Origin of the sequence: Achromobacter animicus, from assembly GCF_040775605.1 — a bacterium.
Classification (GTDB): Bacteria; Pseudomonadota; Gammaproteobacteria; order Burkholderiales; family Burkholderiaceae_B; genus Achromobacter; species Achromobacter animicus.
This window is the reverse complement of the sequence record NZ_JAYGJK010000001.1, coordinates 3,809,895-3,834,494: the sequence shown is the minus strand read 5'-3', so window position 1 is coordinate 3,834,494 and position 24,600 is coordinate 3,809,895. Positions and strand designations below refer to the sequence as shown.

The following is a 24,600-nucleotide window of genomic DNA, read 5'->3' as shown; positions in this document are numbered from 1 at the left end:
AAAGGCCTCCCGCCGTTGTTTTCCGCTCAGAAAAGGAAAAAGTAGATGTCCGAGCAAGCCCCCGGATCTGGTGAAGAGAAATTCGCGTCGCCCGCGATCTCGCGCAAGAAGAAGAGCCGGATCTCCTGGATCTGGCTGGTCCCTGTCGTGGCCGCATTGATGGGCCTGTCGCTGGTCGTGCGGACCTGGATGCAGGCCGGACCCGACATTTCCATTTCTTTCAACACTGCCGAAGGCCTGGAAGTGGGCAAGACCCAGCTTCGCTACAAGGACGTGAACATCGGCACGGTCAAGTCCATCGGCTTCAATGCCGACCGCAGCAAGGTGGTCGTGAAAGCCGAGCTCTCCAAGCAGGTCTCCGACCTGGCGCGCGAAGGCACCAACTTCTGGGTGGTGCGGCCGCGGCTGGACGTAAGCGGCGTGTCGGGCCTGGGCACTCTGCTGTCGGGCGCCTATATCGGCGTGGACGCGGAAGAGGGCAAGGACAACAGCAACCGCGCCACGAAGCTGTCTTTTGAAGGTCTGGAAACCCCGCCCGCCGTGACCCACGACCGCGCGGGCAAGCGCTTCATGCTCAAGGCCTCGGACCTGGGCTCTCTGGATATCGGCTCGCCCGTCTATTACCGCCGCATCAACGTGGGCCGCGTGATCGGTTACGCCCTGGACGAGAACGGCAGCGCCGTGAATGTCGAGGTGTTCGTCGATGCGCCCAACGACAAATTCGTCACCAACGGCACCCGCTTCTGGAACGCCAGCGGCGTGGACTTCAGCGTCAATGCCGATGGCCTGAAGGTGCGCACGCAGTCGCTCGTCTCGATGGCGGTGGGCGGCGTGGCGTTCGCAACCGTGCAGAACGCCCGCGACGGCGATGCGGCGGCCAAGGCCGACACCGAGTTCGACCTGTACGCCACCGAGGCCGCAGCCAAGGCCAACCCTGACGGCGAGGCCTTCCCGATCCGCATGCGCTTTGACCAGTCGATCCGCGGGCTGACCGTGGGGGCGCCGATCGACTTCAACGGCATCACGCTGGGCGACGTCACGCAGATCACGCTGGACTTCGATCCCGCCACCAAGCGCTTCTATTCGCTGGTGGACGCCACCCTGTATCCGGAACGGCTGGGCCGCGTCTACGAAGAAGTCCGCGAACGAGCGATCAAGGAAGGCGACGTGGCAGGCGGCCGCTTGCTGGGCGTGATGATCAAGCATGGCCTGCGCGCGCAACTGCGCACGGCCAACCTGCTGACCGGCCAGCTCTACGTGGTGCTGGACAACGTGCCGAACGCCAAGCCGGTTGAATTCGAGATGTCGGAACCGGCGATCATCCCGACGGTGCCGGGCAACCTGGATCAGCTCCAGCAGCAGGTCACCAACATCGTCACCAAGATCGAGAAGATTCCGTTCGACAAGATCGGCGAGGACCTGCGCGCCACGCTGGCCAGCACGTCCAAGCTGATGAATCGTCTGGACAAGCAGGTGGCGCCCGAAGCCCAGAAGGCGCTCAAGGCAGCCAAGGACTCGATGGCGAACATCAATTCGCTGCTGGCCTCTGACGCCTCGCTGCCGGTCAATACCGAACGGGCGATGCAGGAACTGAGCCGCGCGGCGCGTTCGCTGCGCGCGCTGGCCGACTTCCTGCAATCGAATCCCGAAGCCCTGCTGCGCGGCAGAGGCGAAGACCCCATCCCGGGCGCCGGCCCAGTCAGGAACTAGACGCTCATGAAAAGCCGACTCTCTTGCTCCGCAACCCCGTCCCGCAGCAAACGCGCCCGCGCCGCGCTGACCGTGCTGGCGCTGTCCGGCGCGCTGGCCGCGTGCGGGTCGTCGCCGCCCGTCCACTACTACACGCTGCAGACGCCCGAGCGGTCGGGTGCGCCCGCCGCGGCACCGGGTTCCGCCTCGTTCCTGATCGAGGTGCAGCCCGTCACGCTGTCCACGCAAGCCGACCAGCCGCAGTTGATGGTCCGCACCGGCGACGGCAGCATTTCTGCCTTGTATTCCGAACGCTGGAGTTCGCCGCTGGGCGACGAGTTGCGCAATGCCTTGTCCGATGCGCTCAAGCGTGACCTTGGCGCACTCGACGTGCAGATGGTCAAGCCGGGTCCGGGGGCGCCGATCTGGCGCGTCCAGACCGACGTGCAACGCTTCGAGATGGTGTCGGGCAGCATGGCGCAACTGGACGCCACCTGGCGGGTACGGCCCGTCGACACCAAGGGCAGGGGCCTCTTGTGCCGCAGCGTCGTCACCGAAAACGTGCCGGACGAGGCCGTCGGCAGCCTGATCGCGGCGCAGCAGCGCGCGGTGGTGAGCCTGGCGGGCGTCATGGCGGCTGCCATTCGCGGCCAGAATCCGGCGGGTTCCGGCTCGGTCCAGATGATGGGATGTTCCGCGCTGAAGGAATGATCCTTCCGGATTTCCCGGATAAACCTCGCGATCTCAAGCGGTTAACTGGGTTCAACCTAGGGTTAACCTTAATACAAACGCGGTTGCAACCTGTCTAGCATACGGTCCTACCCATACTGGGTCCCGTCCGGGCCCAGTTACACCTTTGCCATGCGACAGGAAGCAATCTCTTATGGCCAGCACGACCCTCGGCGTCAAAGTCGACGACGCACTCCGCGACCGCCTGAAAGCCGCCGCCACCAAGCTCAACTGCACGCCGCACTGGCTGCATAAGCAGGCGATCCTGTCCTATCTGGACAAGATCGAGCGCGGCCATCTGCCCGCCGAGATGTCCCACCTGAGCGCGGATGCCGCGGGCGAAGAGGATGCGGCCGAATCCCATGCCGCACCCACGCCGCCGTTCTACGAATTCGGCCAGGACGTGCAGCCGCAATCCGTGCTGCGCGCCGCCATCACGGCGGCCTATCGCCGCCCCGAACCCGAGTGCGTGCCGCTGCTGCTGGGCCAGGCCCGCGTGCCCAACCTGGAAAAGGTGCACGCGATGGCGGCCGGCCTGGTCAAGAAGCTGCGCGGCAAGCGCACCGGTGGCGGGGTCGAAGGCCTGATCCAGGAATTCTCGCTGTCCAGCCAGGAAGGCGTGGCGCTGATGTGCCTGGCCGAAGCGCTGCTGCGCATTCCCGACCGCGCCACGCGAGACGCGCTGATCCGCGATAAGGTCGCCCGCGGCGACTGGAAGTCGCATATGGGGGGTTCGCAGTCGCTGTTCGTCAACGCGGCCACCTGGGGTCTGATGATCACGGGCAAGCTGGTGGCCGTGAGCAGCGAGCAGTCGCTGTCCAAGGCGCTGACGCGCCTGATCGGCAAGGGCGGTGAGCCGCTGGTGCGCAAGGGCGTGAACATGGCCATGCGCATGATGGGCGAACAGTTCGTGTCCGGTCAGACGATTTCCGAAGCCCTGGCCAACAACCGCAAGATGGAATCGCGCGGTTTCCGCTATTCGTACGACATGCTCGGCGAAGCGGCGACCACGGCGGAAGACGCCGAGCGCTACTACGCCTCGTATGAGCAGGCCATCCACGCGATCGGCAAGGCCGCTGCGGGCCGCGGCATCTACGAAGGCCCCGGGATCTCGATCAAGCTGTCCGCCCTGCATCCGCGTTATTCGCGTGCCCAGCGCGAGCGCGTCATGGCGGAACTGCTGCCGCGCGTGAAGGCGCTGACCATCCTGGCGCGCAGCTACGACATCGGCCTGAACATCGACGCCGAAGAAGCCGACCGCCTGGAGATCTCGCTGGACCTGCTGGAAGCGCTGTGCTTCACGCCTGAACTCGAAGGCTGGAGCGGCATCGGCTTCGTCATCCAGGCTTACCAGAAGCGCGCGCCGTTCGTCATCGATTACGTGATCGACCTGGCCCGCCGCAGCCGCCATCGCGTGATGGTGCGACTGGTGAAGGGCGCGTACTGGGATAGCGAAATCAAGCGCGCCCAGGTCGACGGCCTGGAAGGCTATCCGGTCTACACCCGCAAGTTGTACACGGACGTGGCGTACATTGCCTGCGCCCGCAAGCTGCTGGCCGCGCCCGAAGCCGTGTATCCGCAATTCGCCACGCACAACGCCTACACGCTGGCAGCGATCTACCAGCTTGCCGGCCAGAACTACTACCCCGGTCAATACGAGTTCCAGTGCCTGCACGGCATGGGCGAGCCGCTGTACGAAGAAGTGGTCGGCCCGCTGACCCAGGGCAAGCTCAACCGTCCGTGCCGCATCTACGCGCCGGTGGGCACGCACGAAACGCTGCTGGCGTACCTGGTGCGCCGCCTGCTGGAAAACGGCGCCAACACCTCGTTCGTGAACCTGATCGGCGATGAGACCATCCCGGTCGAAACGCTGGTTGCCGACCCGGTGGAAGCCGCCTCGCGCATCACGCCGCTGGGCGCCCCGCACGAGAAGATTCCGCTGCCGCGCGAGCTTTACGGCAATCCGCAGGACGGCGCCCGTGCCAACTCGGCGGGTCTGGACCTCAGCAACGAACATCGCCTGGGCTCGCTGTCGGCGGCGCTCCTGGCCAGCGCCGGCACGCCGTGGCGCGCCGGTCCCATGTTGGGCGAAGGCGGTGAACACTGGGATGCCGCCAAGGCAATCGAAGTGCGCAACCCGGCCAATCTGCGCGATGTGGTCGGCCATGTCATCGAAGCCGATTCGGCCGACGCCGAAGTCGCCCTGCGCGCCGCCGCCAATGCCGCGCCGATCTGGCAGTCCACGCCGGTTGCGGAGCGCGCGCAGTGCTTGCGCCGCGCGGCGCAATTGCTGGAAGAGCAGATGCAGACCCTGCTGGGCCTCATCGTGCGCGAAGCCGGCAAATCGCTGCCGAACGCCATCGCGGAAGTGCGCGAGGCCGTGGACTTCCTGCGCTACTACGCCGACCAGGCCGAGCAGGAATTCAGCAACGACACGCACCGTCCGCTGGGCACCGTGCTGTGCATCAGCCCGTGGAACTTCCCGCTGGCGATCTTCACCGGTCAAGTGGCGGCCGCGCTGGCGGCGGGCAACACCGTGCTGGCCAAGCCGGCCGAGCAGACGCCGCTGATCGCGGCGCAAGCCGTGGCCATCCTGCGCGCGGCCGGCGTGCCCGCCGGCGCCGTGCAGCTGCTGCCGGGCCGCGGCGAAACCATCGGTGCGCAACTGGTGGCCAATCCTGGTGTACGCGGCGTGATGTTCACGGGTTCGACCGACGTCGCCCGCATCATCGCGCGCACCCTGGCCGACCGCCTGGACGATAACGGCCACACCATCCCGCTGATCGCAGAAACCGGTGGCCAGAACGCCATGGTGGTGGATTCGTCGGCCTTGTCCGAGCAGGTTGTGTTCGACGTGCTCAGTTCGGCCTTCGATTCGGCCGGCCAGCGTTGCTCGGCGCTGCGCGTGCTGTGCGTGCAGGAAGACAACGCGGATCACGTGCTGACGATGCTGCGCGGCGCGATGCGCGAGCTGGCCGTCGGCAATCCGGATCGCCTGTCGGTTGACGTGGGTCCCGTGATCGACACCGAGGCCCGCAACGGCATCCAGCGTCACATCGAGTCCATGCGCACGGCCGGTCATCGCGTCGACCAGGTCGAACTGAACGGCGAATGCCGCCACGGCACCTTCGTGCCGCCGACCATCATCGAAATCGACAACGTCAGCGAGCTGACCCGTGAAGTCTTCGGGCCGGTGCTGCACGTGGTGCGCTACAAACGCGACGAACTCGACGCGCTGCTCGACGCCGTCAACGGCACGGGTTACGGACTGACGTTTGGCGTGCACACGCGTATCGACGAGACCATCGCGCACGTGACGGGCCAGGTCCACGCCGGCAACGTCTACGTCAACCGCAACATCGTGGGCGCCGTGGTGGGCGTGCAGCCGTTCGGCGGCGAAGCGCTGTCGGGCACGGGTCCGAAGGCGGGCGGTCCGTTGTACATGTACCGCCTGCTGGGTACGCGCCCCGCAGGCCTGCCGCCGGCGCTGGACGCCGCGGCGCCGCTGCCGCAGCGCATCGCGCTGCCCGGCCCGACGGGCGAGACCAACACCTATATGGTCGAGCCGCGAGGCGCCGTGTACTGCGTGGCCGCCACCGAGGCCGGCGCGCGGGCGCAATGGTCCGTGGCCCGTCTGACCGGCAACCACGCGTGGTTTGCGGACACGCCGGCCGCGCAGGCGCTGCTGGCGACGCTGGATGCCGATCAGCAGGGCCAGGCCGGCATCCTGTCGGATGCTGACGTGGACGAGGCCGACTACCAGGCCGTGCTGTTCGAAGGCGACGGCGACGCGCTCAAGGCGCTGAACCAGCGCATCGCGCGGCGTCCGGGTCCCATCCTGGCGGTGCACGGCCTGACCTCCGACGCCTTGGCGGCGGGCGCCAGCTACGTGCCTGAACGCCTCCTGACCGAGCGTTCCGTCAGCGTCAACACGGCGGCCGCGGGCGGCAACGCCAGCCTCATGACCATCGGTTAAGCGTGACCAGGGGTAACCCTCAGCAAACTGAGGGTTATCTCCAATATCGGGCTAGGTTGCACTGGAACGAAAATCCGGTCGCACCTCTGGTCTGGCTGCCGCAATCCGGCATTCAGGCTCTGCAGAAAATGCATGCGCGGGACCCGGATATCACTGGGCCCGCGGTAGTAAAAAACCAAAAGCCTGGCTAAAAGCTCAGGTATAACAAGGCCTTAGTCCGATATTTCGGAGGATTCCCCATGAAGTTCCGCACCACTTTGAAGCTTCTCGCTGCAAGCATCGCCGCCGCCGGCATGACGGCCGCCGCGCAGGCCGCCGACGTCAAGTTCGGCTTCGCAGCCCCGCTGACCGGTCCGCAATCGCACTACGGCGAGGACATGCAGAATGGCCTGAACCTGGCCCTCGAAGAAGCGAACAAGAAGGGCATCAAGATTGATGGCGAGACGGCCAAGTTCGTGCTGGTTTCGCGCGACGACCAGGCTGATCCGCGCGTGGGCGTGCAGGTCGCCCAGCAACTCGTCGACCAGGACGTCGTGGGCATCCTGGGTCACTTCAACTCGGGCACCACGATTCCCGCGTCGCGCGTCTACCACGAAGCCGGCCTGCCGCAGATCGCCATGGCGACCTCGCCCGAATACACCAAGCAGGGCTACGAAACCACGTTCCGCATGATGACCAGCGACACCCAGCAGGGCGCCGCGGTCGGCAAGTTCATCGTGCAGAACCTGAAGGCCAAGAAGGTCGCGATCATCGATGACCGCACCGCCTACGGCCAGGGTCTGGCGGACGAAGTCGAGAAGGCCGTCAAGGCCGCCGGCGGCCAGGTCGTGCGCCGCGAATACACCACCGACAAGGCCAACGACTTCACGGCCATCCTGACCAACATCAAGGGTTCCGCGCCTGACGCCATCTTCTACGGCGGCCTGGACGCCCAGTCCGGCCCGATGAAGCGCCAGCTCGCCACGCTGGGCCTGAAGGCCCCGCTGGTGTCCGGCGAAATGACGCGTAGCGACACCTTCATCAAGCTGGCGGGCGACGCCGCCGACGGCACCTATGCCTCGCTGGCCGGCGTGCCGCTGGACAAGATGGCCGCGGGCAAGGACTTCGATCAGAAATACCAGGCCCGCTTCAAGAAGGCCCCCGGCGTGTACGCGCCTTACGCCTACGACGGCGCCTGGAACATGATCACGGCCATCGAAGAGGCCGGTTCCGCCGACCCCGAAAAGTACCTGCCCAAGCTGGCCAAGCTGAACCGCAAGGGCGCGACGAGCGAGCACATTTCCTACGACGACAAGGGCGATCTGAAGGAAATCTCGGTCACCATCTACGAAGTCAAGAACGGCAAGTGGGAGATGGTTGAAACGATGGTCAGCCAGGCTAACTAAGCCGGCTTGAAACCAGGGCGGAGCTGGCCGCGCGCCGCTAGCCGCGCGCCGCTAGCCGCGCGCCACGTTCCGCCCGCTCTTTTCCGCACGCGCCGTCCGGCGCAGCGGCGCGCGACGCGCGGCCAGGCCTTTGCGCCCTGGCCGCCCCGCGCGATTCTTCCAGGCTTATTCAGCGGCCCCTATGGATATCTTCATTCAACAACTGATTAACGGCGTCACGCTCGGCAGCGTGTACGCCCTGGTCGCCCTTGGCTACACCATGGTGTACGGCATCATCGGGCTGATCAACTTCGCGCATGGCGACGTCGTCATGATTGGCGCAATGGCGGCCACCACGGTCGCCATCACGCTGGTGGGCGGCGATCCCGGCGCCTCGGCCTTCGTGGTGCTCGGCGTCGGCCTGCTGGTCTCCGTCCCGCTGTGCATGGCGGTGGGCTGGACGGCCGAACGCGTGGCCTACCGGCCGCTGCGCCGCGCGCCGCGTCTGGCAGCGCTGATCACCGCGATCGGCGTGTCCATCATCCTGCAGAACGTCGCGATGATGGCCTGGGGCCGCAACTACCTGAACTTCCCGCAGGTGCTGTCGCCGCAAGTGTTCGAGTTTGGCGGCGCGCGCATGAGTTCGCTGCAGATCGCCATCGTGGTGATTGCGGCGCTGATCATGGGCGGACTGCTGGCGGTCGTGCACAAGACCCGCCTCGGCACCGCGATGCGCGCCACCGCGCAGAACCGCGAGGTTGCGGGTCTGATGGGCGTGAACATCAATACCGTGATCTCGGCCGCCTTCCTGATCGGCTCGGCGCTCGCAGCCGTGGCCGGCATGATGGTCGCCACGTATTACGGCGTGTCGCAATACACGATGGGCTTCATGCTGGGCCTGAAGGCCTTCACCGCCGCGGTGCTGGGCGGCATCGGCAATCTGGTGGGCGCGATGGCTGGCGGTCTGCTGCTGGGCATCATCGAGTCGCTGGGCGCGGGCTACATCGGCGACCTGACGGGCGGCTTCCTGGGCAGCCATTACCAGGACGTGTTCGCGTTCTTCGTGCTGGTGCTGGTCCTGATCTTCCGTCCCTCGGGTCTGCTGGGTGAACGGGTGGGGGATCGCGCATGAGCACGCATCTGAAGAAAAGCGGGTTCTCCACCCGCACGCTGATCGGCATCGCGCTGATCGGCGTCGTGCTCGCGGTACTGCCGTTCGTGATCGGCATGGCCGGCCAAAGCTGGGTTCGCATCCTGAACTTTGCGCTGCTGTACGTGATGTTGGCGTTGGGCCTGAACATCGTGGTCGGCTTTGCGGGTCTGCTGGACCTGGGCTACATCGCGTTCTACGCGGTGGGCGCCTACACCTGGGCATTGCTTGCGTCGCCGCATTTCGGGCTGCACCTGCCGTTCTGGGCGATCCTGCCGATCGCGCTGGCGGTGGCATGCCTGTTCGGCGTGCTGTTGGGGGCGCCGACATTGAAGTTGCGAGGCGACTACCTGGCCATCGTCACGTTAGGGTTCGGCGAGATCATCCGCATCTTCCTGAACAACCTGAACGCGCCCATCAACATCACCAACGGGCCACAGGGCATCAACCGCATCGACACGTTCAAGGTTGGCGAGTTTGCGTTTGGGCGTACCCAGAACCTGCTGGGCATCCGCTTCACCGGGCCGGAAAAGTACTACTACCTGCTGCTCGCGCTGACGCTCATCATCATCGTGGTCTGCGTGCGCCTGCAGAATTCCCGCATCGGCCGTGCGTGGGAAGCCATTCGCGAAGATGAAATCGCCGCCAAGGCGATGGGCATCAACACCCGCAACATCAAGCTGCTGGCCTTCGCGATGGGCGCATCGTTCGGTGGCGTGGCCGGCGCGCTGTTCGCGTCGATGCAAGGTTTCGTCAGCCCCGAAAGCTTCTCGCTCATGGAGTCCATTTCGATCCTGTGCATGGTGGTGCTGGGCGGCATGGGCCACATTCCGGGCGTCATCCTGGGCGCGCTGATCCTGGCTGCGTTGCCGGAGTTTCTGCGCGCCGTCGTGGAGCCCGTGCAGCACATGCTGTTCGGCGCCGTGGTGCTGGATCCGGAAGGCATCCGCATGCTGCTGTTCGGCCTGGCCATGGTGTGCGTGATGCTGTTCCGTCCGGCGGGCCTTTGGCCGTCGGCGGTGCGCAAGCGCGAACTGGCGACCAAGACGCAAGGAGGCGCGGCATGAGCAAACTGCTGCAAGCCCAGGGACTGGGCAAGCGCTTTGGCGGCCTGCAGGCCTTGTCGGGCGTCAGTTTCGATATCGAACAGGGCGAGATCTACGGCCTGATCGGCCCGAACGGCGCGGGCAAAACCACGCTGTTCAACGTGCTGACCGGCCTCTACATCCCAGAGGAAGGCACCTGCACGTTCAACGGCGAATCCATGGCGGGCAAGAAGCCGCACGAGGTCGCCTACGCGGGCCTGGCGCGCACCTTCCAGAACATCCGCCTGTTCGCCAACCTGAGCGCGATCGAAAACGTGATGATCGGCCGCCACATGCGCACCCGCGCCGGCGTGCTGGGCGCGGTGCTGCGCACGCGCGCAACGCGTGCCGAAGAGGCCGCCATCGAGGCGCGCGCTCAGGAACTGCTGGACTACGTCGGCATCGGCCATCGCGCCAACGACGTCGCGCGGTCGCTGCCGTATGGCGACCAGCGGCGCCTGGAGATCGCGCGTGCGCTGGCGACGGATCCCAAGTTGCTGGCGCTGGACGAACCGGCCGCGGGCATGAATGCCTCGGAAACGGTAGTGCTGCGCAAGCTGGTCGAAAAGATCCGCGCGGACGGTGTCACCGTGCTGCTGATCGAACACGACATGAAGCTCGTCATGGGCCTGTGCGATCGCGTGCTGGTGCTGGAGTACGGGAAAGTGCTGGCGATGGGCAAACCCGCCCAGGTGCAGCGCGATCCCAAGGTCATTGAAGCGTATCTGGGCGCGGGCGCCGCGCAGGATCCGCTCATCCACAACGAGGGCCAGGCAACATGACGGCATCCCAACCCCTGCTCGAGCTGCGGGGCCTGCAAGTGTCCTACGGCGGCATCCGTGCAGTGCGCGGCATCGACCTGCGCGTGGACGAAGGCGAACTGGTCTGCCTGATCGGCGCCAACGGCGCGGGCAAGAGCACGACGCTGCGCGCCATCTGCGGACTGGTGCCGCTGGCCGGCGGCGAAGTCGTCTACGCCGGGCAATCCATCGGCGGCCAGAAGTCGCATGAGCTGGTCCGCAAGGGTCTCGTCATGGTGCCCGAAGGCCGCGGCATTTTCGGGCAGCTGACGATCGAAGAAAATCTGGCGATGGGCGGCTACATCCGCCGCGACGCGGCCCAGATCCGCCAGGACACGGATCGCGTCTTCACCTTGTTCCCGCGTCTGGCCGAACGCCGCAAGCAGGCCGCCGGCACGCTGTCGGGCGGCGAGCAGCAGATGGTGGCGATGGGACGCGCGATGATCGCCCGTCCCAAGCTGCTGCTGCTGGACGAGCCGTCGATGGGCTTGGCGCCCTTGATGGTGGAAAAGGTGTTCGAAGTGGTTCGCACCATCGCCAGCGAAGGCGTCACCATTCTGCTCATCGAGCAGAACGCGCGCCTGGCCCTGGAAAACAGCCATCGCGGCTACGTGATGGAGTCGGGCGAGATCACCTTGTCCGGCCCCGCGCGCGACATGCTGCACGATCCCAAGGTGCGCGCGGCGTACCTGGGCGAAGTGGAGTAATCAGGCGGACGCAAGGCGGTCTTGCCGCCTTGCGTTCTTTCTGCTTCAGGCCTGCACCGGTTCACGGTCCACGGCCGCGACCACCCCGGCGCCGATCAGCGCGTCGATCTCTTCCTTGCCGTAGCCGAATTCCCCCAGGATCGCGATGGAGTCCTCGCCCAGCCGCGGCGCGGCGCGATGGTAGCGGGCGGGCGTGGCGGACAGTTTCACGGGCATCCCCACGGTGCGGACCTTGCCGGCCACCGGATGATCCTGTTCCACCACCATTTCACGCGCCAGCGTCTGCGGGTGCGATAACGCCTGCGCGATCGAGTGCACGGGGCCCGCCGGAACACCCGCGTCGTCGAAGATGTCCAGCCATTCCTGCGCATCACGGGTCTTCAGGATGGCGGAGATTTCCTCCACCAATTCATCGCGGTTCTGCATGCGGTCGCGATTGCGGGCAAAGCGCGGATCTTCCGCCCACTCGGGCCGGTCCAGCGCCTGCGCGATGCGCTGCCAGTTCTTTTCATTGGCGCCGCCGATGATGATCCAGTCCGTGCGCGTGGGAAACGCCTGGTACGGCGCGCTCAGCACATGCGCCGATCCCGTGGGACCGGGCGAGACGCCGCTGCCGAAATAGATGGCGGCGTGCCAGTAGAGCTGCTGCAGGCTGGCTTCCAGCAACGAAGTTTCCACGATCTGGCCTTCGCCGGTGCGTTGCTTGTGCTGGTACGCGGCCAGCACGCCGAAGGCCGCCAGCAGGCCCGCGTTGATGTCGGCCACCGAATTGCCGGTGCGCAGCGGCGGGCCGCCAGGCTCACCGGTGATGGCCATCAAGCCTGAAAACCCCTGCGCCACGAGATCGAAGCCGCCTTTATCCGCAAAGGGGCCGGTCGTGCCGTAGCCGGACACGGCGCAATAGATCAGGCCCGGGTTCTCCTTGCGCAGCGTCTCGTAGCCCAGGCCCAGCTTCTCCATCGTGCCCTTGCGGAAGTTCTCGGTCACCACGTCGGCGTCGCGGATCATGCGCAACAGGACCTTCTTGCCTTCCGGATGTTTGAGGTCCAGCGCGATGGCGCGCTTGTTGCGGTTGAGCATCAGGTATGGCGCCGAGATGCCGTTGATCTGCGGGTCGCGATACTGGCGCGAATCGTCGCCACCGTCGATCTTTTCGACCTTGATGACGTCGGCCCCCAAGTCGGCCAGCATCATGCCGCAGGTGGGGCCAGCCATGATCTGGGACAGCTCGATGACGCGCATGCCGGCCAGCGCGCCGGCGGGGGCATCAGAACCAGGGAAGGGCGGGCGGCCGGAGCCGCGGGTGTCGTTGTGCATGCGTATTCCTCGATCTCTCGTTCAGCGGCCGGTAAATTGCGGCTTGGCCTTGGCCAGGAAGGCGCGATAGCCCGCGCGGAAGTCTTCGGTGTCGAAGCAGTCGAAAGCCTCGTCGCGGTCGGCGTCCGTCAGCGTCTTGCCCTGCACCAGATTGCGCACGAACTTCTTGTGCCAGCGGGCCACCAGCGGCGCGCCATCGGCGATCCGGCGTGCGGCCGCCTGCGCCTCGTCGGCCACCTTGTCGTCCGCGACCACGCGCGAGACGACGCCCAGGCGCAAGGCTTCGGCGGCGTCGAAGATGTTGCCTTCCAGCAAGACCTGCAGCGCGACGGTCGGACCGACCAGCCGAACCAGCGGGGCCAGCTCCGAGTACGACATCACGAGACCCAGATTCTTGATGGGCACGCCGAACCGCGAGCTTTCGCCGCAGATGCGCAGGTCGGCCAGGCTGGCGATCTCCAGCCCGCCGCCCACGCAGATGCCGTGGATCTGCGCGACCACGGGGTGACGGCAGCCGCCGATCGCCTCGATCGTGCGGCGCATGACGGCGCCGTATTCCACCGCCTGGCGCTTGTTGCTGCGCGCGGTCTCGAATTCGCCGATGTCGTTGCCGGGCGAAAACGCCTTCTCACCCGCGCCGCGCAGCAGCACGCAGCGCACGCCGTCGTCGCGGTCCAGTTCGAGAAACGTGTCGCCCAGCAGCCGCCAACTGTCGATGGTGAACGCGTTGAGCTTTTCGGGCCGGTTCAGCACCACGGTCGCGATGTCGCCGTTGCGCTCGAGCAGGATGGGGGTAGCGGTAGCAGTCATGAGGTTCCTTTTGCTTGCGCGGGGCGGTCCCCGCCGGATGGATCGGGTTCAGCGTCGAGGCTTATTGCTTCTTCAGGCCCAGGCTCGCGGTGAGCTTGCCGTACTTGCTCCATTCATCCCGCACGTAGGACGCGAAGGCCGCGGGGGTTTGCGGGCCGCCGCCCAGGTCCATGCCCTGATCGGCCAACTTGGCGGCGATCTCGGGGTCCGCGAGCGTCTGGGCGAGTGCCCGATCCAGCTTGTCCATGATCGGACGGGGCAGTTGGGCAGGCGCGAGGACGGCGTACCACTGCACGACGTCCAGACCCTTGATGCCGGATTCGGCCAGCGTCGGCACGTCGGGCAGCCGCTTGCTGCGTTCGGGGCTGGTCACGGCCAGCGGACGCAGCTTGCCCGCCTGGATCTGGTTGATTGCGCCGGGCAGCGTGTCGAAGTTCAGGTCGACGTTGCCGCCGAGCAGGTCGGTCATGGCCTGACCGCTGCCTTTGTAGGGCACGTGCTCCATGGACACGCCGGCAATCTGCGAAAACCGTGCGGCGCTCAGGTGCTGCGGACTTCCCATGCCGGATGAGGCGTACAGCAGTTGCTTGGGCTTGGCCCGGGCGTCGTCCACCAGATTCTGCACGGTGGTGTAGGCATGCTTGGTGGGGTTTACGACCAGTACGTTGGGCACGGATCCGATGTACCGCACCGCCGTGAAATCCTTGTTGGGGTCGATGTTGGACTGCACGACATAGGGGGCCGCGACAGTGGATTGCATGTTGGCCAGGAGCAGCGTGTAGCCGTCCGGGTCGGCCTTCACCACGTAATCGGCCGCGATCAGGCCGGAGGCGCCCGGCTTGTTCTCGACCACGACCTGCTGGCCGAGCAGGGAGGAGAGCCGTGCCGACAGAATCCGGGCCGACACGTCGGTGCCGCCGCCGGGAACGAAACCGACGACCAGGCGAATCGGACGTTCCGGCCATTTCGAGTAGTCCTGCGCCAGGGCGGGGGTGACGGCCGACAGTCCGGCGGACAGCGTCAATACGCCGATCCAGGCGCGAGCATGCTTTTTCATAGGGTCTCCTTTGGTGGATGAATCCTGCCCAGGGGCTGCTTGCTCTATGATTTGGGTCAGGTTGGTATGCCGTTGGTGTTTGGTATACCAGATACAAAAATAGTCGAAGTCGCGAGCATGAACAACCCATGGCTAACCCTGAACCCCTGATTGCCGACGTGTCCGTCCCCGATTTGGCCATCCACCATCCCACCTTGCCGGCGGTCGTGGCGGAACGGCTACGCCAATTGATCATCGATGGCACCCTGAAGCCGGGCACCTGGCTGAACGAACGGGATCTGTGCGATCAACTGAAGATTTCCCGCACGCCGCTACGCGAGGCGTACCGGATGCTGGCCTCGGATGGCCTGGTGACCTTGCAGCCCAAGCGCGGGGCGATGGTGATCGAGCTGTCAGCCGAAGACATCGAAAACATCTTCGACGTGTTGTCGGTGCTGGAGGGGCTGGCGGTGCGCAGCGCCGCCGAGCGCGCGTCCGAGGCGGAGCTCGCCCAGATCGCGCGTCTGCATGCGCAGATGCTTGAAAACTATGAGAAACGCGATATCCGCGCGTATTTCGCGGCCAGCATGGGCACGCACATCGCAATCAACCGCGCCGCGCACAATCCGGCGTTGTCGCATTCCTACGATCGGTTGAACCTGCAGGTGCAGGCGCTGCGCTACAAGTCCAATTTCGACCTGGATGAATGGACGACGGCGGTGGCCGACCACGAGGCCTTCGTGCGGGCACTGTTGGCGCGCGATGGCGAACGCGCCGAAGCGCTGATTCGCAAGCATGTCGGCGGCAAGAAAGCCTACAACCTGCGCGGCCGGTCCGGGAACGGCGTGGCCTGACGGCATGGCGGCCTGCGCCGCCATGCGGTTGGGAATCAGGCGGGCTGCACGAGCACGCGCTTTCGGCCGATCATCAAGGCAAGCACGGCGGCGATGATGCCCGTCGCGCCTGACACCACGAAAGCCATCAGGTAGTTGCCCTGTGCCTCGCGCAGCGCGCCCGCCATCCAGGCGGCGCTGGCCGCGCCCATCTGGTGACCCGCCACGATCCACCCGAAGACGATCGACGCGTCGCGTTCGCCGAACGCTTCCGTCGTCAGGCGCAGCGTCGGCGGCACCGTGGCGATCCAGTCAAGGCCGAAGAAGATCGCGAAGATCGACAGGCTGTAGAACGAGAAATCGGAGTAGGGCAGGTACATGAGCGACAGGCCGCGCAAGGCGTAGTAAACGAACAGCAGCTTGCGCGGGTCGTAGCGGTCGGTCAGCCACCCGGATGCCGTGGTGCCGAGCAGGTCAAAGATGCCCATCATGGCCAGCAGTCCGGCCGCCTGCACCTCGGGCATGCCGTGGTCGCCGCAAAGCGCGATCAGGTGCGTGCCGACCAAGCCGTTCGTCGTGAAGCCGCACACGAAAAACGTGGCGAACAGATACCAGAACGTGCGGGTCTTGGCCGCCCGGGCCAGCGTGCCGAACGTGGCGGCCACCATGCCGGTGCGCGGCGCGGCGGGCGCGGGCGGTGCGTGCGGATCGCTGCCGAACGGCACGAGGCCCACGCTGGACGGACGGTCGGGCACCAGCCACCAGGCCAATGGCACCAGCGCGGCTGCGGCGCCCGCCACCGTCCAGACCACGCGCGTCCAATCGCCCGACGAGGCCAGCGCGGCCAGCACGGGCAGAAACACAAGCGTGCCGGTGGCGGCGCTGGCGGTCAGCAGGCCCATCATCAGCCCGCGGTGCTTGACGAACCAGCGGTTGACCACGGTGGCGCCCATCACGATCGCCACGGCGCCCGAACTCAGGCCCGAGAACACGCCCCAGGTCATGATCAAATGCCAGGGCTCGGTCATATAGGCACTGACGGCGCTGGACGCCGACATCAGGATCAGCGCGGTGATCAGCACGCGCCGCAGCCCAAAGCGTTCCATCGCGGCGGCCGCGAACGGGCCCACCAATCCGTACAGAAAAATGCCCAGCGCCGCGGCAAACGAAATGGAGCTTCGGCTCCATCCGAACGTCTCTTCCAGCGGCACCAGCAGCACACTGGGCGAAGACCGCAAGCCGGCCGCGACCAGCAGTGACAGAAAGATCACGCCGACGACCACGAACGCATACTTCTGGCCGGCGCGGCGGAAGGGAAAGGGAGGCTGGGCTATACTCATGTTACTGACCGGTACGTATTAAGGTTCGCGAATAGTACGTACCGGTCAGTAACATCGTCAAGCGTTTTTTGGCGACCCTGTTTCCGGAGCGGCCGTGCGTGTCGTTCCGCAAAAAAGGAGCCCCTGTATGGCCAGCAAGACCCCTTCCGCCGCCGCCACCGGCAAGGCCGGCAAATCCGCGTCCAAGCCGCTTCTGGCGGCCGACCGCATCCGCAAGACCGCTCGCGAGATGTTCTACCGCGACGGCATCCGCGCGGTGGGTGTGGACGCCATCGTCACCCAGGCGGGCGTGACCAAGCCCAGCCTGTACCGCAGCTTTTCCTCGAAGGACGAACTGGCCGCTGCGTACCTGCGCGACTACGACGCCGAATTCTGGGCACGCTTTGACGCCGCCTGCGCCGCGCATCCGGGCGACCCGCGCGCCCAGTTGCTCGACTATCTGACCGGCATGGCCGGCCGCGCGGTGCAGAACGGCTATCGGGGTTGCGGGCTGACGAACGCGGCCGTCGAGTACCCGGAATCGGAGCATCCCGCCCGCGCCGTCGCCGTGGAACACAAGCGCGAACTGCGCCGCCGGCTGAACGCCATGGCTGCCGGGATGGGGGCGGAGGACCCGGAAGCGTTGGCAGACGGATTGCTGCTGTTGATCGAGGGCGCGTTCGTCTCAAGCCAGCTTTTTGGTGAAGGCGGACCGGCGGGCAGGGTGGCGGCGATGGCCGACAAGCTGATCCAGGCGCATCTGCCCCGCCGGACGGGCTAGGTCATCGCACAAAAGCGGTGCGTAACCCTGTGCGGCGCGCACCGTTTTGGTGGTGTTTGTCCCCATTGCGCAACGCCGAAAAAAATGTTTGTGATTTTTATTGCAACGCAGCATACGTGGATCTAAGATGGCTTCACGTTGTTCCACATCGCTTTTCTCAAGGAGAGAATCATGAGCGATACCGCGTTGAAAAATGCCCGTATGTCGGATGCGCTGGAGCGGTCCCTGATCCGCGAGGCCATCAAGGCGGAAACCCTGTCCGGCCCCCACGCAGGCTCGCGCTGGTTGCGCCTGAAGCTGCGCATGGCCGCACTGGGCGGTGCCGTCGGCGAGGTCCTGCACAATATGGACGCCGGCCGTCGTCAGCATCCGGTAGTCTCCGCCTACCACTGAAGTACCCCGCCAGAAAAAACGCCAGCTTTGATCGCTGGCGTTTTTTTTGTGTCCGCCGCAGAGGGCGGTGTGGCCCTTTCAGGCGACGAGATCAAGCAGCAGGTAGCCGTCCAGCACGATGATGCCCACGGTTGCCCCGATCGCGGCCCAGGCCCAGGCGCCCCGCAGCACATAGGCGCCCATCAGGCGTTTGCGGCATGCCAGCACCACCAGCGGTCCCAGGGCGAAGGGCAACGCCAGGCTCAGGATGACCTGGCTGAGCACCAGCAATCCGTCCGGATCCTTGCCACCCGTGAACGCAAGCAGGCCCACGGCGGCGGCGCCTGCCACCACGCGCGTCATCAACGCACGGCGCCGGTCCGACCAGTTGCTGCCCACCTGGAAGCCCTGCGACAGGATGCGGCCAGCCAGCACGCCCGTGATGGTGGAGCTTTGTCCGGCGGCATACAAGGCCACGGCGAACACCACCGCTGCGCCGATCCCTAACGTATGGCCGATCACCGCGTGGGCGTCGTCCAGGCTGGACACCACCATCCCGGAACCGGACAGCGACGCCGCAGCGACGATCATGATCGCCGCGTTGATCAGCATCGCCACGCCCAAGGACACGATGGTGTCGTTGCGCGCCACGCGCATCGCCATGCCGCGCGCCTGCTGGGGCAAGCCTTGCGCCCGTTGCGCCAGCGTGCCGGAATGCAGGTAAAGGTTGTGCGGCATAAGGGTCGCGCCAAGAATCCCCAGCGCAATCAGGAAACCTTGCGGATCGCGCAGTGCCTTGCCGGTCTCGCTCACGCCATGCGCCACTTCTGTCCAGGCCGGATTGGCCTTGAACAGCAAAAATATGAACGACAGCGCCACCACGGACAAGAGCAGGGCGATCACGCGTTCGTGCCGATCGGCATTGCCACGCGTCATGGCCAGCACGGCGAAGGTGCCGATGCCCGTGACGGCAACCCCTGCGATGAGCGGCAGATTGAACAGCAGCCGCAGTGCAATCGCGCCGCCAATCAGTTCGGCCAGCGCGGTGGCCAGGATGGCGGCCTCGCCGGCCAGCCAGGCGGCTTTGGCCAGACGGGGCGACAGATGGCGGGCGGTGAGGGTGGCCAGATCCTGGCCGGTTGCCAGCGCCAGACGCGACACCAGCACTTGAAAGCCCAGTGCCAGAAAGGCCGATGTGATGACGACCATCAACAGCCCATAGCCGAAGCCGCTGCCGCCGGCGATGTCGGTGGCCCAGTTGCCCGGGTCGATGTAGCCGACGGCCACGAGAATGCCGGACCCGACCATGCGGCGCAGGTTGGCGGAAGTCCGCGCGTCCTGCGCCAGGGCGGCATTGCCGCCTGAAATCGCGTAGATGAATCCGGTCATGCGTCGCTCCTGAGAATGGTTCTCATTGTCCGGAAGCGACTTTGCATCGTCCAATTGATTTTGACCACGCCCGGAATAGGGCGCGCCAATGATCCGGCCCCGGTTCAGAGGCCGGATCGCCCGCGCTGATCAGGACTTGAGCTTGGCGTCCATCGAGATCTTGGCGTTCAGCACCTTGGAAACCGGGCAGCCCTTTTCGGCCTTGCGCGCGGCGTCCTCGAAGGCCTCGGCGGAGGCGCCCGGAATGACCGCCTCGACGGTCAGATGGACGGCGGTGATGGCAAACCCATCGTCGAGCTTGTCCAGCGTGACTTCGGCCTTGGTGTCCAGGCTGTCCGCGACCAGGCCGGCTTCGGAAAGAATGTTGGACAGCGCCATGGTGAAGCAGCCGGCGTGCGCCGCGCCCAGCAGTTCTTCGGGGTTGGTGCCCGGCGTGTCGCCGAAGCGGGTATTGAAACCGTAGGGTTGGCTCTTGAGCGCGCCGCTCTGCGTGGAAATCGTGCCTTTGCCAGTCTTCAGATCGCCCGACCAGGCGGCGGATGCGGTTTTCTTCATACAGGACTCCTGTGTGGGAACGCGGCCGTGCGCGGCGCGTCCGGGGTGGGTGAGAGGCGCCGTCTCGCGGACGGCGCGCCTTGCCTCAGGCGGCACCGTCGATGATACGGCCCGTCACCCCGCCCGGCGCGGAAAACGCCGGTACGCAACGGCAAGCCGATGTAACGGCAGGTCGGCCACGCGTGCCTGTCGCGCGCCCGCCCGATTGAGATGGGCCGCCAACATCAAGAGCCCGCGTGAGCGCATCAGGCAAAATAGCGGCATCTCCTTCACTCCTACCCAAGAGCCGTAGTCATGCCTCGCATCCTTGCCCGCTACGCCTGCGCTGTCGCGCTGGCTGTTCCCGTCCTGTCCGCTCAAGCCGAAATCGTGATCGGCGTGGACGTGTCCACCACGGGCCCCGCCGCCGCCATCGGCATCCAGACCAACAACGCGATCCGGCTGTGGCCCAACACGCTGGGCGGCGAGCCTGCTCGTTACGTGGTGCTGGACGACAGCACTGACGTGAGCCGCGCGGTCAAGAACATGCGCAAGCTGACGTCCGAAGACAAGGTAGACGCCATCGTCGGCCCCAACATTACGGCGTCTGCATTGGCCGGACTGGACGTGCTGGCCGAGACCAAGACGCCGATGATTGCGTTGGCGGCGTCCAGCGTCATCGTCGAGCCGCAGTCGGATCCCAAGCGCACCTGGGCCTTCAAGATGCCGCAGAACGACTCGCTCATGGCGACCGTGCTGGTCGAGGACATGAAGAAAAAAGGCCTGAAGAACGTGGCCTTCATCGGCTTTGCGGATTCCTACGGCGATAGCTGGTGGAAAGAGTTTTCGGCCGCCGCCGGCTCGGACCTGAAGATCGTGGCGCAGGAACGTTTCCAGCGCACCGACGCCTCGGTCGTCGGGCAGGTGCTCAAGGTCATTGCCGCCAAGCCCGACGCGGTGCTGATTGCCGGCTCCGGCACGCCCGCGGCGCTGCCGCAAAAGACGCTGCTGGAGCGCGGTTTCACCGGCGCTGTCTACCAGACGCACGGCATCGGCACACTCGAGTTCCTGCAGGTGGGCGGCAAGGACGTGGAAGGGACGTTGTTCCCCACGGGCCCGGGCGTCGTGGCGCGCGAGCTGCCCGATTCCAATCCGGTCAAGAAGGTGGCCGTGGAATTTGCCGACAAGTATGAACAGCAATACGGCCCGAACACGCTGACGCAGTTCGCCGGTGATGCCTACGGCGCCTGGATGCTGCTGGACTCGGCCGTGTCGCGCGCCTTGAAAACCGGCGCCAAGCCCGGCACGCCGGAATTCCGCCTGGCGCTGCGAGACGCGCTGGAAAACACCCGCGATCTGGTCGTGCCCAATGGCGTCCTGAACATCACCAAGGACAATCACCAGGGCTTCGACGAGCGCGCCCGCGTGATGGGCACGGTCAAAAACGGGCGTTTTTCGTACGCAGAATAATTGGTGCCATATCTCTGTACCGTTCGTAACGTGTTCTAACGCTCCATAGGGCAACGGACGACAAAAGCAGGCTTAGGCCTGCTTTTTCATGCCTATATCATTCGTGTCCGAATCATTTCTTAGCGTATTATTTTTAGTGAAGCCATGCACCTAGAAATAAATTCGGGAGAAATAATTCATGACCCTCATCCAATCCAGACGACTGTTGCTGGCCCTGAGCCTGGGCGTGCTTGCCGCATGTTCGGACTCGGGCGGCGACAAGTCCGCGGCCGGCGGCGGCGAGACCGCCAGTAACGCCAGCACCCTGGAAGCGGCGAAGGCAGCGGGCAAGATCCGCATCGGCTATGCCAATGAGGCGCCGTTCGCGTACATGGATAGCAAAGAGGCCAAGGTCACCGGGGAATCCGTGGAGATTGCTCGCGTGGTGCTCAAGCGCATGGGCATCAACGAAGTCGAAGGCGTCCTGACCGAGTTCGGATCGCTGATCCCCGGCCTGGCCGCCAAGCGCTTCGATATCATCGCGGCCGGCATGTACGTCACACCCAGCCGCTGCCAGCAGGTCGCGTTTTCCAACCCGACGTATGGCGTTGGCGAAGCGTTCCTGGTCAAGCAGGGCAATCCCAAGAACCTCCACAGCTACGAAGACGTGCTCAAGAATCCGGACGCCAAGCTGGGCGTCGTGGTTGGCGCGATCGAGGGCGAGTACGCCGAAAAGGTCAAGATTCCGGCCGGCCAGGTGGTCGTGTTCCCGGATGCCGTCAGTGCGTTGTCCGGCGTGCAGGCGGGCCGCGCCGATGCCTATGCCGCCACCGCGCTCACCGTCAACGACCTGATGGGCAAGACGCAGGAGGGCAGCGGGCTGGAGAAGGCCGATCCGTTCACCGATCCGGTCATCGACGGCAAGGGCGTGCGCGGCTACGGCGCCTATGCCTTCCGCACGGACGACAAGGCCTTCGCGGATGCCTTCAACGCCGAACTGGCCAAGTTCATCGGCACCGACGAGCACAAGCAGCTTGTGGCGCCTTTCGGCTTTACCGCCGACGAACTGCCCCAAGGGGTGACCGCGGACAAGCTCTGCAGCGGACAGTAAGGGGCGCCGATGCAGCTGATGTCTGAACATATCGCCGAGCTGGTGCCGCCCCTGCTCGAGGGGCTGGCCGTCACGCTCCAGATCATGGCGGGCGCGGTGGTCCTGGCGGTGCCGCTTGCGCTGCTGTCCGGGATCGGGCGGCTGTCTTCCCTGCGGCCGGTGCGGTGGACGGCGTCGGTGTACGTCGAGGTCTTTCGCGGCACGTCCGCCCTGGTGCAGCTCTTCTGGTTCTACTTCGTGCTGCCGCTGTTTGGCGTGCAACTGCCGGCCATGCTGGTCGGCATCGTGGTGCTGGCGCTGAACGCGGGCGCGTACGGCGCGGAAGTGGTGCGCGGCGCCATCCGGGCCGTTCCGCCCGGGCAGCGTGAAGCGGGCGTGGCGCTTAACCTGACGCGCCGCCAGATCATGCAGCGCATCGTGCTGCCGCAAGCGGTGCCCGCCATGTTGCCGCCGGCGGGCAACCTGCTCATCGAGCTGTTGAAGAACACCGCGCTGGTGTCGCTGATCACCATCACCGACCTGACCTTCCGCGGGCAGTTGCTGCGCAGCGAAACGCTGCGCACGACCGAGATCTTCACGCTGATGCTGCTGATGTACTTCGGCGTGGCGCTGCTGATCACCGCGGGCGTGCGCCTGCTTGAGCGGAGGGTCCGAGTCCGATGACACCAATATTCGACTGGTCTTTCGCACTGGAAATCCTGCCCACGCTGGGTTCGGCGCTCGTCATCACCATCCAGGCCACCGTGCTCGGCATGCTGGTGGCGGTCACGTTGGGCCTGGTGCTTGCGATGCTTCGCCGATCGAAGCTGCGCATCGTGTCGCTGCCCACGGCGTTCTTCATCGAGTTCGTGCGCAGCACGCCGCTGCTGGTGCAGATGTACTTCCTGTTCTATGTCCTGCCGCTGACGGGGGCGCAGATGTCGCCGCTGATGACGGGGATCGTGGCGCTGGGGTTGCACTATGCCACCTATTGCGCCGAGGTCTACCGCGCCGGCATCGAGGCCGTGCCGCGCGGCCAATGGGAAGCCGCCACGGCATTGAACATGTCGCGCTGGCGCACGACGGTGGGCGTGGTGCTGCCGCAGGCGATTCCGCCCGTGGTGCCCGCGCTGGGCAACTACCTGGTGGCCATGTTCAAAGACACCCCGCTGCTGTCGGCCATCACGGTGGTCGAACTGCTGCAGCAAAGCAAGATGATCGGATCGGCGACGTTCCGGTACACCGAACCCCTGACCCTGGTGGGCCTGCTGTTCCTGGCGCTGAGCCTGGTCGCGGCCTGGGGCGTGCGCGGCCTGGAGGCTCGCCTGCAACGATTTGGAGGAAAGCGATGAGCGCCAGCGTAAGCATCAAGAATCTGCACAAGCGTTTTGGAGACGTGGAAGTCCTGCGCGGCATCAATCTCGAGATTCCGGCGGGGCAGACGGTGGCCGTCATCGGGCCGTCGGGCTCGGGCAAATCCACGTTGCTGCGCGTGCTGATGACGCTGGACCCGCCCACGAGCGGCGAGATCGAGATCGACGGCGAACCCATGTGGACCGATGCGCAGGGCCGCCCCGCGGGCGTCAACTCCGAACACCTGCGCAACGTGCGCGGCAAGATCGGCATGGTGTTCCAGCATTTCAACCTGTTCCCGCACATGACGGCGCTGGGCAACGCCATGGAGGCGCCGCTTCACGTGCTGGGCATGCCGCGCGACCAGGCGCGCGATCGCGCCGTCGAATACCTTGAGATGGTGGGGCTGGGCGACAAGCTGGACGTCTATCCGGCGCAACTGTCGGGCGGGCAGAAGCAGCGCGTCGGCATCGCGCGCGCGCTGGCGATGTGTCCGCAGGTCATGCTCTTCGATGAGGTCACATCCGCGCTGGATCCGGAGCTGGTCGGCGGCATCCTGCAGATCCTGCGCGACCTGTCCGCCCGCCGCAGCATGACGATGATCATCGTCACGCACCAGATGAAGTTCGCCGAACGCAGCTCGGACCGCACGCTGTTCTTTGACCAGGGCAACATCGTCGAAGACGCCGAATCGTCGGTGCTGTTCAGCCAGCCCAAGGAGGCGCGCACGCGCCAGTTCCTGGATTCCGTGATCGAAGGGCAGTAGGCGCGCGCTTAAACCCTGCCGGGGGCGTTGGGATTTGGGGGCGTTTGCATG

The 24,600-nt window shown here is 65.7% G+C and carries 22 protein-coding genes; 16 read left to right on the top strand and 6 right to left on the bottom strand.

The features are described 5' to 3' along the window. Positions 1 to 45: 45 nt before the first annotated feature. The 8 genes from AB3147_RS17530 to AB3147_RS17495 all read left to right on the top strand — a co-directional run bounded on the left by AB3147_RS17530 (position 46) and on the right by AB3147_RS17495 (position 11,500). Positions 46 to 1,710, top strand: coding sequence for a PqiB family protein (locus tag AB3147_RS17530; RefSeq protein WP_191575612.1), 1,665 nt, complete (start codon positions 46 to 48; stop codon positions 1,708 to 1,710). A gap of 6 nt (positions 1,711 to 1,716) precedes the next feature. Next, entirely contained in the window at positions 1,717 to 2,400 is a 684-nt protein-coding gene (locus tag AB3147_RS17525) for a PqiC family protein (protein WP_218344731.1), read from the top strand. A gap of 172 nt (positions 2,401 to 2,572) precedes the next feature. Continuing rightward, positions 2,573 to 6,394 (top strand): trifunctional transcriptional regulator/proline dehydrogenase/L-glutamate gamma-semialdehyde dehydrogenase, encoded by a 3,822-nt coding sequence (gene putA / locus AB3147_RS17520; protein WP_218344732.1) that lies wholly within the window; start codon positions 2,573 to 2,575, stop codon positions 6,392 to 6,394. Positions 6,395 to 6,633: 239 nt separating this feature from the next. Next, complete coding sequence (locus AB3147_RS17515) at positions 6,634 to 7,779, top strand: branched-chain amino acid ABC transporter substrate-binding protein (RefSeq protein ID WP_367352575.1); 1,146 nt, start codon at positions 6,634 to 6,636, stop codon at positions 7,777 to 7,779. Positions 7,780 to 7,960: 181 nt separating this feature from the next. Then, complete coding sequence (locus AB3147_RS17510; protein WP_175138385.1) at positions 7,961 to 8,890, top strand: branched-chain amino acid ABC transporter permease; 930 nt, start codon at positions 7,961 to 7,963, stop codon at positions 8,888 to 8,890. Next, positions 8,887 to 9,975: an ABC transporter permease subunit gene (locus AB3147_RS17505; RefSeq protein WP_175123463.1), complete on the top strand. Its 1,089-nt coding sequence runs from the start codon at positions 8,887 to 8,889 to the stop codon at positions 9,973 to 9,975. The genes AB3147_RS17510 and AB3147_RS17505 overlap by 4 nt, the downstream gene beginning before the upstream one ends. Further along, positions 9,972 to 10,775 carry an ABC transporter ATP-binding protein gene (locus tag AB3147_RS17500; protein ID WP_239214004.1) on the top strand — a complete coding sequence of 268 codons (804 nt, stop codon included), beginning with the start codon at positions 9,972 to 9,974 and terminating at the stop codon, positions 10,773 to 10,775. Before AB3147_RS17505 ends, AB3147_RS17500 begins: the two co-directional genes overlap by 4 nt. Next, positions 10,772 to 11,500, top strand: a complete 729-nt coding sequence (locus AB3147_RS17495) for an ABC transporter ATP-binding protein (protein WP_218344733.1) — start codon at positions 10,772 to 10,774, stop codon at positions 11,498 to 11,500. The genes AB3147_RS17500 and AB3147_RS17495 overlap by 4 nt, the downstream gene beginning before the upstream one ends. A 45-nt stretch (positions 11,501 to 11,545) precedes the next feature. Here AB3147_RS17495 and AB3147_RS17490 read toward each other — a convergent pair whose 3' ends face one another. The 3 genes from AB3147_RS17490 to AB3147_RS17480 form a co-directional block, all read right to left on the bottom strand. Continuing rightward, entirely contained in the window at positions 11,546 to 12,817 is a 1,272-nt protein-coding gene (locus tag AB3147_RS17490; RefSeq protein ID WP_367352574.1) for a CaiB/BaiF CoA transferase family protein, read from the bottom strand. Between the two features lie 21 nt (positions 12,818 to 12,838). Continuing rightward, a complete protein-coding gene (locus AB3147_RS17485; RefSeq protein WP_218344735.1) occupies positions 12,839 to 13,627 on the bottom strand; it encodes an enoyl-CoA hydratase/isomerase family protein in 789 nt (262 codons plus the stop codon). Positions 13,628 to 13,688: 61 nt separating this feature from the next. Next, positions 13,689 to 14,684, bottom strand: coding sequence for a Bug family tripartite tricarboxylate transporter substrate binding protein (locus tag AB3147_RS17480; RefSeq protein WP_367352573.1), 996 nt, complete (start codon positions 14,682 to 14,684; stop codon positions 13,689 to 13,691). Positions 14,685 to 14,812: 128 nt separating this feature from the next. On the opposite strand from AB3147_RS17480, the gene AB3147_RS17475 reads away from it, so the two are divergent. Beyond that, positions 14,813 to 15,517, top strand: coding sequence for a GntR family transcriptional regulator (locus tag AB3147_RS17475; protein ID WP_239214008.1), 705 nt, complete (start codon positions 14,813 to 14,815; stop codon positions 15,515 to 15,517). A gap of 35 nt (positions 15,518 to 15,552) precedes the next feature. On the opposite strand, the gene AB3147_RS17470 is transcribed toward AB3147_RS17475, so the two are convergent. Continuing rightward, positions 15,553 to 16,836, bottom strand: coding sequence for an MFS transporter (locus AB3147_RS17470; protein WP_367352572.1), 1,284 nt, complete (start codon positions 16,834 to 16,836; stop codon positions 15,553 to 15,555). 127 nt (positions 16,837 to 16,963) lie between these two features. Between AB3147_RS17470 and AB3147_RS17465 the strand changes: the two genes are divergently transcribed. Together AB3147_RS17465 and AB3147_RS17460 are read left to right on the top strand one after the other, a co-directional pair. After that, on the top strand, positions 16,964 to 17,596 hold the full coding sequence (locus AB3147_RS17465) for a TetR/AcrR family transcriptional regulator (protein ID WP_254594134.1): 633 nt from the start codon (positions 16,964 to 16,966) through the stop codon (positions 17,594 to 17,596). 171 nt (positions 17,597 to 17,767) lie between these two features. Then, a complete protein-coding gene (locus AB3147_RS17460; RefSeq protein WP_105239468.1) occupies positions 17,768 to 17,989 on the top strand; it encodes an XRE family transcriptional regulator in 222 nt (73 codons plus the stop codon). 78 nt (positions 17,990 to 18,067) lie between these two features. Here AB3147_RS17460 and AB3147_RS17455 read toward each other — a convergent pair whose 3' ends face one another. Together AB3147_RS17455 and AB3147_RS17450 are read right to left on the bottom strand one after the other, a co-directional pair. Further along, a complete protein-coding gene (locus AB3147_RS17455) occupies positions 18,068 to 19,357 on the bottom strand; it encodes an Nramp family divalent metal transporter (protein WP_367352571.1) in 1,290 nt (429 codons plus the stop codon). Between the two features lie 129 nt (positions 19,358 to 19,486). Then, the gene (locus tag AB3147_RS17450) at positions 19,487 to 19,912 is read right to left on the bottom strand and encodes an OsmC family protein (protein WP_056562575.1); all 426 of its coding nucleotides are present in this window, start codon (positions 19,910 to 19,912) and stop codon (positions 19,487 to 19,489) included. Positions 19,913 to 20,206: 294 nt separating this feature from the next. Between AB3147_RS17450 and AB3147_RS17445 the strand changes: the two genes are divergently transcribed. The 5 genes from AB3147_RS17445 to ehuA all read left to right on the top strand — a co-directional run bounded on the left by AB3147_RS17445 (position 20,207) and on the right by ehuA (position 24,549). After that, positions 20,207 to 21,361, top strand: coding sequence for an ABC transporter substrate-binding protein (locus AB3147_RS17445; RefSeq protein WP_367352570.1), 1,155 nt, complete (start codon positions 20,207 to 20,209; stop codon positions 21,359 to 21,361). Between the two features lie 178 nt (positions 21,362 to 21,539). Beyond that, on the top strand, positions 21,540 to 22,451 hold the full coding sequence (gene ehuB, locus AB3147_RS17440) for an ectoine/hydroxyectoine ABC transporter substrate-binding protein EhuB (RefSeq protein WP_175123454.1): 912 nt from the start codon (positions 21,540 to 21,542) through the stop codon (positions 22,449 to 22,451). A gap of 9 nt (positions 22,452 to 22,460) precedes the next feature. Beyond that, positions 22,461 to 23,114: an ectoine/hydroxyectoine ABC transporter permease subunit EhuC gene (gene ehuC, locus AB3147_RS17435; protein ID WP_105239463.1), complete on the top strand. Its 654-nt coding sequence runs from the start codon at positions 22,461 to 22,463 to the stop codon at positions 23,112 to 23,114. Next, positions 23,111 to 23,782: an ectoine/hydroxyectoine ABC transporter permease subunit EhuD gene (gene ehuD, locus AB3147_RS17430; RefSeq protein ID WP_175123452.1), complete on the top strand. Its 672-nt coding sequence runs from the start codon at positions 23,111 to 23,113 to the stop codon at positions 23,780 to 23,782. The genes ehuC and ehuD overlap by 4 nt, the downstream gene beginning before the upstream one ends. Continuing rightward, the gene (gene ehuA, locus AB3147_RS17425; RefSeq protein ID WP_105239461.1) at positions 23,779 to 24,549 is read left to right on the top strand and encodes an ectoine/hydroxyectoine ABC transporter ATP-binding protein EhuA; all 771 of its coding nucleotides are present in this window, start codon (positions 23,779 to 23,781) and stop codon (positions 24,547 to 24,549) included. The genes ehuD and ehuA overlap by 4 nt, the downstream gene beginning before the upstream one ends. Positions 24,550 to 24,600 lie beyond the last annotated feature (51 nt).

Bases quoted from the DNA above. Each gene is read 5' to 3' on its own strand.
- AB3147_RS17530 (WP_191575612.1), top strand. From the start codon at position 46: ATGTCCGAGCAAGCCCCCGGATCTGGTGAAGAGAAATTCGCGTCGCCC.
- AB3147_RS17525 (WP_218344731.1), top strand. From the start codon at position 1,717: ATGAAAAGCCGACTCTCTTGCTCCGCAACCCCGTCCCGCAGCAAACGC.
- putA (WP_218344732.1), top strand. From the start codon at position 2,573: ATGGCCAGCACGACCCTCGGCGTCAAAGTCGACGACGCACTCCGCGAC.
- AB3147_RS17515 (WP_367352575.1), top strand. From the start codon at position 6,634: ATGAAGTTCCGCACCACTTTGAAGCTTCTCGCTGCAAGCATCGCCGCC.
- AB3147_RS17510 (WP_175138385.1), top strand. From the start codon at position 7,961: ATGGATATCTTCATTCAACAACTGATTAACGGCGTCACGCTCGGCAGC.
- AB3147_RS17505 (WP_175123463.1), top strand. From the start codon at position 8,887: ATGAGCACGCATCTGAAGAAAAGCGGGTTCTCCACCCGCACGCTGATC.
- AB3147_RS17500 (WP_239214004.1), top strand. From the start codon at position 9,972: ATGAGCAAACTGCTGCAAGCCCAGGGACTGGGCAAGCGCTTTGGCGGC.
- AB3147_RS17495 (WP_218344733.1), top strand. From the start codon at position 10,772: ATGACGGCATCCCAACCCCTGCTCGAGCTGCGGGGCCTGCAAGTGTCC.
- AB3147_RS17490 (WP_367352574.1), bottom strand. From the start codon at position 12,817: ATGCACAACGACACCCGCGGCTCCGGCCGCCCGCCCTTCCCTGGTTCT.
- AB3147_RS17485 (WP_218344735.1), bottom strand. From the start codon at position 13,627: ATGACTGCTACCGCTACCCCCATCCTGCTCGAGCGCAACGGCGACATC.
- AB3147_RS17480 (WP_367352573.1), bottom strand. From the start codon at position 14,684: ATGAAAAAGCATGCTCGCGCCTGGATCGGCGTATTGACGCTGTCCGCC.
- AB3147_RS17475 (WP_239214008.1), top strand. From the start codon at position 14,813: ATGGCTAACCCTGAACCCCTGATTGCCGACGTGTCCGTCCCCGATTTG.
- AB3147_RS17470 (WP_367352572.1), bottom strand. From the start codon at position 16,836: ATGAGTATAGCCCAGCCTCCCTTTCCCTTCCGCCGCGCCGGCCAGAAG.
- AB3147_RS17465 (WP_254594134.1), top strand. From the start codon at position 16,964: ATGGCCAGCAAGACCCCTTCCGCCGCCGCCACCGGCAAGGCCGGCAAA.
- AB3147_RS17460 (WP_105239468.1), top strand. From the start codon at position 17,768: ATGAGCGATACCGCGTTGAAAAATGCCCGTATGTCGGATGCGCTGGAG.
- AB3147_RS17455 (WP_367352571.1), bottom strand. From the start codon at position 19,357: ATGACCGGATTCATCTACGCGATTTCAGGCGGCAATGCCGCCCTGGCG.
- AB3147_RS17450 (WP_056562575.1), bottom strand. From the start codon at position 19,912: ATGAAGAAAACCGCATCCGCCGCCTGGTCGGGCGATCTGAAGACTGGC.
- AB3147_RS17445 (WP_367352570.1), top strand. From the start codon at position 20,207: ATGCCTCGCATCCTTGCCCGCTACGCCTGCGCTGTCGCGCTGGCTGTT.
- ehuB (WP_175123454.1), top strand. From the start codon at position 21,540: ATGACCCTCATCCAATCCAGACGACTGTTGCTGGCCCTGAGCCTGGGC.
- ehuC (WP_105239463.1), top strand. From the start codon at position 22,461: ATGCAGCTGATGTCTGAACATATCGCCGAGCTGGTGCCGCCCCTGCTC.
- ehuD (WP_175123452.1), top strand. From the start codon at position 23,111: ATGACACCAATATTCGACTGGTCTTTCGCACTGGAAATCCTGCCCACG.
- ehuA (WP_105239461.1), top strand. From the start codon at position 23,779: ATGAGCGCCAGCGTAAGCATCAAGAATCTGCACAAGCGTTTTGGAGAC.